The 10,712-nt window shown below is 42.9% G+C and carries 11 protein-coding genes; 6 read left to right on the forward strand and 5 right to left on the reverse strand.

Going from position 1 to position 10,712, the window contains the following annotated elements; genetic code table 11:
- Positions 1-582 precede the first annotated feature (582 nt).
- Both ACN0V2_RS13500 and ACN0V2_RS13505 read left to right on the forward strand, forming a co-directional pair.
- Positions 583-969, forward strand: a complete 387-nt coding sequence (locus tag ACN0V2_RS13500; RefSeq protein WP_417551331.1) for a 4a-hydroxytetrahydrobiopterin dehydratase — start codon at positions 583-585, stop codon at positions 967-969.
- A gap of 14 nt (positions 970-983) precedes the next feature.
- Entirely contained in the window at positions 984-1,355 is a 372-nt protein-coding gene (locus ACN0V2_RS13505) for a DUF2237 family protein (protein WP_417551340.1), read from the forward strand.
- A 31-nt stretch (positions 1,356-1,386) separates the two neighbouring features.
- Here the strand turns inward: ACN0V2_RS13505 and ACN0V2_RS13510 are convergent, their stop codons facing one another.
- The 3 genes from ACN0V2_RS13510 to fae all read right to left on the reverse strand — a co-directional run bounded on the left by ACN0V2_RS13510 (position 1,387) and on the right by fae (position 4,549).
- The gene (locus ACN0V2_RS13510) at positions 1,387-3,309 is read right to left on the reverse strand and encodes an ATP-dependent DNA helicase (protein WP_417551332.1); all 1,923 of its coding nucleotides are present in this window, start codon (positions 3,307-3,309) and stop codon (positions 1,387-1,389) included.
- Positions 3,310-3,348: 39 nt separating this feature from the next.
- Entirely contained in the window at positions 3,349-3,849 is a 501-nt protein-coding gene (locus ACN0V2_RS13515; protein ID WP_417551333.1) for a hypothetical protein, read from the reverse strand.
- 148 nt (positions 3,850-3,997) lie between these two features.
- Positions 3,998-4,549, reverse strand: coding sequence for a formaldehyde-activating enzyme (fae, locus tag ACN0V2_RS13520; RefSeq protein WP_417551334.1), 552 nt, complete (start codon positions 4,547-4,549; stop codon positions 3,998-4,000).
- A 131-nt stretch (positions 4,550-4,680) separates the two neighbouring features.
- Here fae and ACN0V2_RS13525 point away from each other — a divergent pair, with 131 nt between their 5' ends.
- On the forward strand, positions 4,681-5,076 hold the full coding sequence (locus tag ACN0V2_RS13525; protein WP_417551341.1) for a group II truncated hemoglobin: 396 nt from the start codon (positions 4,681-4,683) through the stop codon (positions 5,074-5,076).
- Between the two features lie 2 nt (positions 5,077-5,078).
- Positions 5,079-5,825 (forward strand): competence/damage-inducible protein A, encoded by a 747-nt coding sequence (locus ACN0V2_RS13530; protein ID WP_417551335.1) that lies wholly within the window; start codon positions 5,079-5,081, stop codon positions 5,823-5,825.
- Here ACN0V2_RS13530 and ACN0V2_RS13535 read toward each other — a convergent pair.
- On the reverse strand, positions 5,810-6,724 hold the full coding sequence (locus ACN0V2_RS13535) for an AEC family transporter (RefSeq protein ID WP_417551336.1): 915 nt from the start codon (positions 6,722-6,724) through the stop codon (positions 5,810-5,812). The genes ACN0V2_RS13530 and ACN0V2_RS13535 overlap by 16 nt on opposite strands.
- Before the next feature lie 215 nt (positions 6,725-6,939).
- On the opposite strand from ACN0V2_RS13535, the gene ACN0V2_RS13540 reads away from it, so the two are divergent.
- Together ACN0V2_RS13540 and ACN0V2_RS13545 are read left to right on the forward strand one after the other, a co-directional pair.
- The gene (locus ACN0V2_RS13540) at positions 6,940-8,841 is read left to right on the forward strand and encodes a LapD/MoxY N-terminal periplasmic domain-containing protein (protein WP_417551337.1); all 1,902 of its coding nucleotides are present in this window, start codon (positions 6,940-6,942) and stop codon (positions 8,839-8,841) included.
- Positions 8,842-8,844: 3 nt separating this feature from the next.
- Positions 8,845-9,513 (forward strand): transglutaminase-like cysteine peptidase, encoded by a 669-nt coding sequence (locus tag ACN0V2_RS13545; RefSeq protein ID WP_417551338.1) that lies wholly within the window; start codon positions 8,845-8,847, stop codon positions 9,511-9,513.
- 12 nt (positions 9,514-9,525) lie between these two features.
- On the opposite strand, the gene ACN0V2_RS13550 is transcribed toward ACN0V2_RS13545, so the two are convergent.
- Positions 9,526-10,712 (reverse strand): TolC family protein (locus ACN0V2_RS13550; RefSeq protein ID WP_417551339.1); only part of this gene is annotated, 1,187 nt, incomplete at its 5' end.

Here is a 10,712-nt window from a genome sequence, read left to right on the forward strand (position 1 = left end):
GCGCAACGGGGATTCGCATCCACTAACCTGTTGTTATTGCTGGGCTTTTTTTCGTGGACATTCCACAACTGTATATTATGTTAAATTAAATATTTTAAAACGAAACTATTAATGAATGTAAGTACTTAGCAACCAAATTTTTGTAAAACCAGCCCTTTCTTATCAATTGGAATGAAAGTTGTTGTTTTAGGCTTTTTTGTAACCTATGTAAAAGCAGTATTCGTTTGATACACGTTACGATTTACTTTGTTAATTAATCTGGACATAAAACCAGGAATACTGCCTTTATAAAAAAAGCTAATTCTTTTGAGAAAACCTTTTATGAAATAAATAAACACAGAAGTTAAATCTTCTTGAGAACACCAATTAGATGGTAACGAAAAAAGCTCGACTGCTCGCTTTGTACAGGTATTAAATATGAGCACATTATTCTGATTCAGAATGTATCTCGAAGAGCTAAGATCCTAATGTGTACATTTGCACCTAGGATGATCCCAAAACAATTCTGCTGTAAGTTTGAAAACTGATAATGCATTACACTGTCATTTCATAAACACTTTAATTAAAAATGAGGTATCGACAATGAGCTGGAGAGAAACTGAAAACGAGAAAACCTATTCAGATGCTGAAGTCGAACAACGACTCAAGGCTGAATTACCTAACTGGTATTTGGAAAATGGCTGGATCCGTCGTAAATATAAAACCAGCGGTTGGAAATCTACTTTAATGGTCGTTAATACAGTAGGACATCTGGCTGAAGCCGCCTTCCACCACCCTGACCTCACGGTTTCCTATGCTTTTGTGATTGTTAAGCTGACCAATCATGCTGCTAAAGGGATTTCTGATAAGGACTTTGAACTGGCCAGTAAAATCGAAGAAGTCATTATGTGGCAGCCAGGTTTGATTGAAGGTGGCGCGCTGGTTGGCACGCCCGATGATGCCCGTTTCAAATACATTAAATACGATTGATTATGGAACTAGATATTAGCCCTGCTTTAAATGTACTTGGTGAACCTTTACAAAGTTGTAGCCATGATCCGCTCACTGGTTTTTTCCGTGACGGATGTTGTAATACCAGTGATCAGGATTTTGGCTCGCATACGGTTTGTGTTGAAGTCTCTCAAGCCTTTCTCGAGTTTTCGCGGTTTCGAGGAAATGACTTAAGTACTCCGGTGCCGGATTTCAATTTTCCCGGATTAAAACCTGGAGATCGATGGTGTCTTTGTGCTCAACGTTGGCTTGAAGCACAGCAACATGACATGGCTCCTAAAGTGTTTCTGGCCAGTACACATCAACGAGCCACTGAGATCATTGACTTGGAAATATTAAAAAAACATGCTCTAGACTTGATGTGACATTTCGCTGATTAGTAATTGATAATTATCACTAAACCGCATTTTTAACTTGTCGTTGAACAAAGAAATCTTCAACCTGGTTGATATCCTGTGTGATCGGCATGGCAGGCAAACTTCGCATAAACACTTTGCCATAAGGTTTGTTTAATAACCTTGGATCACACAGGATCAACACGCCATGATCCTGTTCATCACGAATTAATCTACCTATTCCCTGCTTTAACTGAATGACTGCAGAAGGGATCTGAATGCTACGAAACGGGTTACCGCCCCGCTCTCGCAGATTATTGATACGTGCTTCCAATACCGGATCGCCAGGTGAAGCAAACGGTATTTTATCGATTAATACACAAGATAAAGCTTCACCGCGAACATCGACACCTTCCCAGAAACTATTGGTTCCCAGTAAAACGGCATTACCATGCTGTCGAAACTCCTCCAGTAAGGTAGCTTTCGCCCCACTCCCCTGCACCATCAATGGATAATCCAGATCCGCTAATAATTCTGCTACTTCATGCATTGCCCGATAACTGGTAAACAGTAAAAAGATACGTCCCTGACTGTGCAAAATAACTTCTTTAGCAATATCAGCAACATATTGATTGTATTGCCGATCTGAGGGTTCAACCGGAATATTGGGTAAATACAAAAGACTTTGTTTTGCGTAGTCAAACGGGCTTTCCCAACTAGCATATTCAGCGTTTTCAATGCCCAGATGCTGGCAGAAGTGATTAAATTTGCCGGCGACCGTTAAGGTTGCTGAGGTAAAAACCCATGCAGCCGGTTTTTCTTCCAGCCATTGTTGAAAATGCTGACTTATTTCAAACGGTGTGGCGTGTAATACAAAACCTGTTGGCCGGTTGTCCAGCCACAGCACCAGATTATCGTCATTTTGCTCAGAGAATAACTGAATAATATTAACTAACTCTTTGGCTCTAACATGGCATTGGGATAGGCCTGGGCTTTGTACCGCCAATGGTTCAAGCTCTGATTCAAACACTTCAAGATAATCGATTAACTCATTGAAGTTATTTTTAATTTCGTCATTGAATAATTGCGTTAACCAAGGTGTACGTTGTTCGACATTACCGATATGCAGACGTAGCGATTGTAGTTTGGCTTGCAGTTTTTCTGCGTGTAAGCCCAGGGTTTTGCTGTCGGCTGCATGCTCCTGAACTTCCTGCACGGTATCACGACATAACTCCACAATTTGATTACTGCTAATACGATTACCGAGGAACTGGCCTGCAATCGCTGGGAGCTGATGTGCTTCATCGATTATAAAAGCATCGGCGGTGGGTAGCACTTCACCCTGCCCTGCAGATTTCAATGCAAAATCAGACATTAGCAAATGATGATTGATCACCACTATATCGGCTTCCTGAGCACGACGGCGAGCTTCCACAATAAAACACTGCTGATATTCAGGGCATTGCTGACCAAGACAGTTATCTACAGTAGAGGTCACTCTGGGCCAAAGATTTGATTGGTTATCCAACAAATCCGATTCACTTAAATCACCATTTTTTGAGCTTTGTGACCAATCTCTTAGTGACCTTAAGGTGTCACTTTGCGAAAGTAATAACGGATCTTGTTCCGCCAAAGTCAGCCGATGATGGCAAAGATAGTTACCACGGCCTTTGAGGATGGCTGCCTGAAATGGCACAGCCAACGCTTTACGCAGTGTTGGTAAATCACGTCTAAATAATTGATCTTGTAGATTTTTGGTGCCAGTAGAAATAAAGACTTTTTGTCCGGATAAAATGGCAGGTGCCAGATAGGCGAAGGTTTTACCGGTTCCGGTTCCAGCCTCAGCAACTAAGACCGTGGCTGATGCCAGGGTATCAGCAATACGTTGAGCCATTTCCTGCTGGGCCTGACGTGGATGATAACCTTTGATTTGCCGGGCAAGAATGCCGCCTTCAGCAAAAATCTGTTGTAAATCATCCTGCATAACACCGTCCGAAGAACTCCATTAACCTGCCGAAATAAATCACGTCGCCTGATTATCCCAAATTTCAGGTTCAGCCCCATTCTCAGACGTCCATACCCTTTCACCAATTATTTTGAATTGGGCGATAGACATGGCACCGCGTTTTTTACGATTACTCTCACGATCATTAAGCGCTTCTTGGATTATCTGTTTGGAAGCATAAAACATTTCGACCGGCTGATATTCGTCATCAAACAATACCAGCAACACACCATCCCATTCCTGAGCAGGATTGAGTTGACCGATTCTGGGGGTGGATTTACTGGTATCAAAAATGGCGCGGCCTTTAATCACCAGCTTTTGATCGGCTAGTGCACCACTTTTACCGACAGCATCATAACTGGTATTCAAGTTATCAAGAAGTTGCAGATCAAGAGATTTTGCAGCATCAAAACGGGCAATTTCACCAGTAACGGGCAAGGTAGTACCTGTCGCCTGACGATAACGTGCGGCCAGCTGTCGGGTTTCATGCATTAATTTATCGATGGAATATAAATCCATTTATCTCTCTGACCGCCGTTATTCACATTGCAGCATTATACATGGCAAAAAAAACGGTTTGCCTGCTTTCGCAGACAAACCGTAAATTTTGTCGAGGCTGTGAATAACCTACACAACTTCAGACCATATTTTTTGCAAAAAAATTCATTTAGGATTTTTTAGCATCCAATTCTTTCTGATAATACTTGTGAACCAGTTTGTCTTGGTTTTCCAGCAAGTAGTCGATGCTAGGTTCATTGTTCATGGCTTTCTCGATTGCACGAGTAGTTGCACGACGATGTACATCAAATAACGCTTCATGATCCAGGTTTTCCACCGTAGTAATACCAGGGTTTAACCAAACAGAAACGATAATGCCTAAATCATTGGCTTTTTCTTTAGGAATAATGCCTTTACGAACAGCATCCAATACACCATTGGCAATTGCGCCTTGTACTGTACCCATCAAGATATTGGTATAAGCCGTGTTCTTAACAGTCACTTTACTGACCATAATGGTCGCAGGACGAACTTGAACATCGGTATTCATCAGTGCTAATACGCGTGAGTGGCCTTTGACCTGGTCACCCATTAAATTTGCAAATGCCGTTCCTACTGGTCCATCCAATTCGCCGATAACGACTTCTGGTTCAGCGGCGGTTAATGGTGGGCCGTCAGCGATCAGTGCTTCACCTGTTCGCATTACAATTCTTTCACTCATAAGCTATTGCTCCTTAAGTTGTTTAAGAGAACAGCCCATTATCCCGGTCTGAACCCCATGTCGCAACCTTATAAGCCTTTATGAGTAGATAGATGCAGAGTAAACTGCACCGATTTGAGCTTGGATTTAGCATGGCCAATATTGCCACACCGTATGAACGCATTGGTGGCGAACCTGCCGTTCGCAAACTTTGTCATACCTTTTACAAAATCATGTGCGAAACGCCGCAAACCGAAGTAATTCGTGGCTTACATCCACAAAACATTCAAATCAGCGAAGATAAACTGTTTATGTTTTTGAGCGGATGGCTGGGTGGCCCTTCTTTATATATAGAAAAGTTTGGGCATCCCCGATTGAGAGCCAGACATTTACCTTTCTCAATTGGCATCGAAGAACGTGATCAATGGCTATATTGCATGGCGCAAGCGCTAAAAACATTGGATTTAGATCCATTGTTTGCTGAACAACTGATGAGTTCATTTGCCCAGACCGCAGATTTTATGCGTAATCGACAAGAAGCGGAGTAAACATGCATATAGGTGCTGTGATAATTGGTGATGAAATCCTCAGCGGTAAACGTCAGGACAAACATTTTAATCAATTACAAATTATGCTGGCCAAACGCGGTTTGGAACTCAGCTGGACTTTGATTGTGGGAGATGATCCGCAGCAACTGGAACGGGCATTACGTTACAGCATGAGTAGCGAAGATCTGGTGTTCAGCTTTGGTGGAATCGGTGCAACGCCCGATGATAGAACTCGCCAGACAGTCGCTAAAATTGCCGATGTGCCATTAATCCCCCATCCCGAAGCAACCGCTGAAATCGAAGCGCGATTTGGCGAAGATGCTTATCCTAATCGTATATTGATGGGCTATCTGCCAGAAGGATCGAGAATAATACCCAACACAATCAATCGAATACCAGGGTTTTCTTATGCAAATCATCATTTCACTCCAGGCTTTCCGGAGATGGCCTGGCCAATGGTGGAATGGGTTCTGGATAATCTCTATGCCCATTTAAAAAATCAGCGCCCGGCTGCTGAACAAATTATTTTTGTGCAACGCGGACGTGAATCGGATCTGTTACCAGTGATGAATCAAATCGTTAATGACTATCCGCAATTGAAGCTTTCCAGCCTGCCCCATCTGGGTGAACCCCCGCATATCGAATTCAGTCTGCGTGGCGAACTCGACCAAGTCGAACAAGCTATGCAATTGATCAAACAGGCCGTTGATCAAGCAGGTTTTGTCTGGTCCGATCAGCTAATCCAATAAAACCATAGCGGTAAACTCGCCATACACAGCAGCGTTGTTAAGGTTACTGCCGCAGCATAAAGCGAAGTATCTAGACCATAACGTTCGCAGATCACAATCCCAAATACCATCGTCGGCATCGCAGCCGATAAAATCACCGTGGTCATAATATCAGTCGGCAAACTCAGAACCTGAGTCACCAACCAAACACCAGCTGGAGCGATAAATAAAGTAATTACTACAACCGGTAATAAAAGTGGTAACAGATTCAATCGCAGACTCTGCCAGCGAATACTCATACCCAGTGCTATCAGCATTAAAGGCACCACACCACCTGAGAGCGTTTGCAACGCAGAATGAATAAAATCAGGGCGTTCTACATTGAGCAGATTTAATAGCACTGCAATGGTCACTGCCCATAATGGCGGTATTTTTATCAGGCTTTTTAATGGATGAGACGATTGATCATGGCTGCCGTAATAACCAGCCATTAACATTCCCACCGTCATCAGTATTGGGGTACAGGCAAATAAATCGTATTGCAAAATAATGGCATTCGACCAACTGCCAAGCACCTGATCTAAGACCGGCAGACCAAGATAAGTCACATTGGGAAAAGTTGCCGCCAAGATCAAAGCACCTTTTTGAGCATTGGTTACTGGTATGACTTTCAACACCAACCAGATTGATAAAGCTGCTGTGGCCAGACCACTCATTGCCAGAAGCGATATCTTCATTGACGTTATATCCAGCGGCGCTTTCCAGATCACATCAATCACCATTGCTGGCAACAGAATATAAAACACCAGATCGGTAAGTGCCCGGCGATGTGCCAGCGCAGGGATATGCTTGGGGGCCAAGGCTTGCCATAGCGCGCCACAGGCAATTAACACGGCCATCTGCGCCAAAACCATAAACATTGGGAAACTACCTTGATAGAAGAATTGATGATCGTATCAACCGCTTACTGAAAACAAAAGCCAAAAGACTTACGTTTTGCGCCATAACACCGGATTTAGCTTGCCTGACGGCAGCTGCACAGGTAATGTTAGCCCGATTACTGGATGACGCCACAAGAATACTGTCTCAAGCTAAGTCCAGCCTAATGATACCTTTCATATTGAGGTTGTTTCTTATGTCTTTATCAAAACAATTACTTATCTTGCTAACGCTGATTTTTCTGATTGTGTTCTCAGTAAATTTTGTCATGAGCATGGACAATATCCGTAGTTATCTACAAGGCGAATCGGAAGTCCATGTACAAGACACAGCAACCTCTCTCGGTTTATCACTCAGCCCACATATGGCAGATGAAACCGATCCAATATTGCGAACCATGATGAATGCCATTTTTGATACCGGTTATTACAAAGAAATGCGTTTATTAGACGTAGATGATAAAGAGTTAATTCGTCTAACAAATCCTGATGAAGTACCTGGTGTACCAAGTTGGCTAATTAAGTTCTTCCCGATTGTAACAGCCACCGCAGTCAGTGAAATTAGCACCGGCTGGAATATTGCTGGCACCCTCCAAGTCACCAGCAATCCTGGATATGGTTATCTCAAGCTGTATGAGCAATTTAAAGCAACACTTAAATTTTCCTTATTGATTTTGCTTGGCGCGATATTGTTGTTATTAGTGGTATTGAGAATGACATTACGGCCATTAAAAGCGATTACTGAACAGGCTGATGATATTTCTGCCGGTAAATTTACCGTAATTGAAGATTTGCCATGGACCAAAGAAGTGCGTTCAGTCGCCAAATCAATGAACAGCATGTCGACCAAAATTGGTAAAACCATTTATCACTTAAATACCCGTCTGGATAAACTTAACGACAATCTCAATCGTGATCCATTGACACATTTATTAAACCAGCAAACCTTTAATGTTGATATCAAGCAGTCTCTCTCTATTGGTGAGTTTGGTCATGTCATTTACATCAAATTCGATGATTTAAGCGCTGTAGTGAAAAATCAAGGCAAACAAGCCGTTGATGAGTTACTGCAAGCCTTTGCCAGCCAGTTACAGCAAATACCATTTGCTAATACCCGTTGTTATCGTTGGTATGGTTCAGAATTTGCGGTACTGACAACTGATAGCAACATTGATGACATTACGCTGGTTGCAGAACAAATACAGGCCCTAGCCAACGACATTGGCCAGCAATTTGAACATAACGATTTACTGCATATGGGTATTGTTTCTTATGAACGTAGCAGTGAGTTTGAACGGCTGATGCCGGCTTTAATTGAAGCCTATGAGCAGGCACGACTGATTGAAGCCAATGCGTTTTATATCAAAGAAAACACGCTAAGCTCAATGACTGAAATGAGCTGGAAAGCGACTATCGAACAAGTCCTTAAAGAAGATTCGGCGGTCATCACCTTTACCAATCAGGCTTACAACTTTAGCGACACTGCAAAACCAACCTTAGTTATGCGAGAAGCCTTTACCGAAGTACGTGATGGAAATGGAAATTTATTACCAATTGGGACTTTTTTCTCAATGGCCGAAGCGTTTGATCTGGTCGAAACACTGGATAAACACTTAGTACAAAAAGTGCTGAAGCTGATGTCCGGAGAAACCGATCCGGCTCCAGTCACCATCAATCTCTCATTGGCTTCAATTGCTTCAGCTGATTTCCGTCAGTGGCTTGGCAAAGAAGTAATTCAGTCCAATATTACTCCCAACTTGTTAGCCTTTAGTGTGACAGCTTATGCCGCTGCCAAAGATCTGGATACTTTCACAAATTTCAGCATCTTTGTCAGACAATTAGGTGCACATAGTCTATTAAAACGTTACAGCAGTGATGTTATACCAGTAAATCTGCTTAAAGACCTTCACATTGACTACATTCGTCTCGCCCGTGATTTGACTACCGAGATCCGTAGCAACACCAGTAAACCGGATTTGCTCGATATCATCCAAGAAATTGCCCGCTTGCTGGAAGTCAGAGTACTGGCGGAAAGTGTGCAAGACGAAGAAGATTTTCTATGGTTACAGCAGGCAGCTCTGTTCGGGATCAGTCGTTAATCAATGTTACTTCGGTTAAAGCCTATTGTTGTAGCCGCCATGCTTGCATGGCTGCTGCCATTTTCGGTCCCGTTATTAGCCGAACTATTAATATCCGAAGCATTACTGCAGAAAATCGAAAAGCAATATGACAGTGACGCTCGCCAACGAGTGGAGTCATGGCAAAGTTTAATGCAGGAAGGCAATGAGTTATCTGAATTAGAAAAACTGACACTAGTAAATGACTTTTTCAATAGTAATGTGCAATTTGTAGACGATATTCTGTTATGGAATAAAGCAGATTACTGGGCCACGCCCATTGAAATGCTCTCATTAGGAGCTGGGGATTGTGAGGATTACTCCATTGCCAAATATTTCACTCTGAAACAGCTTGGAGTGGATGAAGATAAACTGCGGATCACCTATGTCAAAGCCATCAACCTGGATCAGGCACATATGGTTTTGACTTACTTTGAGAATAAACGGTCTATTCCTTTGGTGCTGGATAATTTGATTAATGAGATCCAGCCAGCTAATCGTCGTCAAGACCTAGTGCCAGTTTATAGTTTTAATGGTACTGGATTATGGTTGGCAAAATCCCGTGGCGAAGGTCAACGCGTTGGGGATGCATCACGACTTTCCCTATGGGAAGATTTAGCCGCCAGAATGCGTGCCGAAACGGTAACTGACTAGTTATAACGAACGTTAAAGTGTTCGCCCGGCAATTTGGTTAATCTGTGCGGTTTGTTGTTGAATCTCTATCTCTAGCTGTAACAATTGATGCCGATGTTTATCGGAGATTTCCTGACTGCGAAGAAACGTTGTTAAATCAACACCCCCCATATCAAAACTGCGTTGTTGCATATCGACATATTGCTGGCTGACATCGTACTGTTGTTTGAGAAGTGTTTGTCGCTGCTGCAAGGTTTTCAACGTATCCATCGCCGCAAGCAATTCAGCTTCAAGCTGTCGTAGTTGTTGCTGTTGTGCAATCTGCAGATCAGCCAACTCCCGGCTAGCCTGTGCAATGGCAGGTTGCTGATATTGCTCGTCATTTAAGGCAATGCTGACTCCCAGGCCAATACTGTTATTGTAGGGATCGGCATGTTCATCTCGTTCACGTTTTACCCCTACCGACAGACTGGGATGTTGAACGTTTTCGTAACGCGCATTAGCCATTTCACTACGTTGTCTGGCGATTTGTTGTTCCAGCTCAGCTAATAGTGGATGGTCTTTATCTATTTGCGGTGATGCGGGTAATTTTTCTTCGATAACATAAGGTAATACCTGTTGTCCGGTAAGATATTGGTACTGATTTAAGCTTTGCTGCAAATCCATTTTTGCTGCAACTAATTGCGACTGCATTTCCAAATGATGACTTTTTGCCAATAGCGATTCTGAACTAGAGAGATCACCACCCTTTACCCGATTCTCAACATTTTCCAATAAGTTATCAGCGTTTTGCTGTAATACTTCAGCATGACGTACTTTGGCTGCAGAAAGCATAACCTGCCATACATGTTGCCTTACCTGAGCCGATGCATTAAGGCGAATACGTTGTTGATAATAAGGCACTTCTGCTGCCAAATGACGGGATAAATTCTGCTGTTGACGTTTTTCACCAGGTAGCCAGATGGGCATTTCAACCGAAGACTCCCATTCCTGCAAACCTTCGCCACTGCCGATAACATCATTAAAATGATTCACCGATAAACTTAACGGCTCGGCAAATAACTTACCGGCAATATCTGCACGACTTTGTGCTAATGCATCCATGCTGGATTCAGCTTGTCTGGCAGGATGGTGACTATAAACATAATCGGTCAATGTTTTTAGGGTGATTGGCTCAGCTTCCTCGGCAGTGACTGAATAGCCGAACGCACTAAAGCCAA

Source organism: Methylophaga sp. (genome assembly GCF_048266885.1).
GTDB lineage: Bacteria > Pseudomonadota > Gammaproteobacteria > Nitrosococcales > Methylophagaceae > Methylophaga.

Coding starts and splice junctions, on each gene's coding strand:
- ACN0V2_RS13500 (WP_417551331.1), top strand. CDS start 583: ATGAGCTGGAGAGAAACTGAAAACGAGAAAACCTATTCAGATGCTGAA.
- ACN0V2_RS13510 (WP_417551332.1), bottom strand. CDS start 3,309: ATGCAGGATGATTTACAACAGATTTTTGCTGAAGGCGGCATTCTTGCC.
- ACN0V2_RS13515 (WP_417551333.1), bottom strand. CDS start 3,849: ATGGATTTATATTCCATCGATAAATTAATGCATGAAACCCGACAGCTG.
- fae (WP_417551334.1), bottom strand. CDS start 4,549: ATGAGTGAAAGAATTGTAATGCGAACAGGTGAAGCACTGATCGCTGAC.
- ACN0V2_RS13525 (WP_417551341.1), top strand. CDS start 4,681: ATGGCCAATATTGCCACACCGTATGAACGCATTGGTGGCGAACCTGCC.
- ACN0V2_RS13530 (WP_417551335.1), top strand. CDS start 5,079: ATGCATATAGGTGCTGTGATAATTGGTGATGAAATCCTCAGCGGTAAA.
- ACN0V2_RS13535 (WP_417551336.1), bottom strand. CDS start 6,724: ATGTTTATGGTTTTGGCGCAGATGGCCGTGTTAATTGCCTGTGGCGCG.
- ACN0V2_RS13540 (WP_417551337.1), top strand. CDS start 6,940: ATGTCTTTATCAAAACAATTACTTATCTTGCTAACGCTGATTTTTCTG.
- ACN0V2_RS13545 (WP_417551338.1), top strand. CDS start 8,845: ATGTTACTTCGGTTAAAGCCTATTGTTGTAGCCGCCATGCTTGCATGG.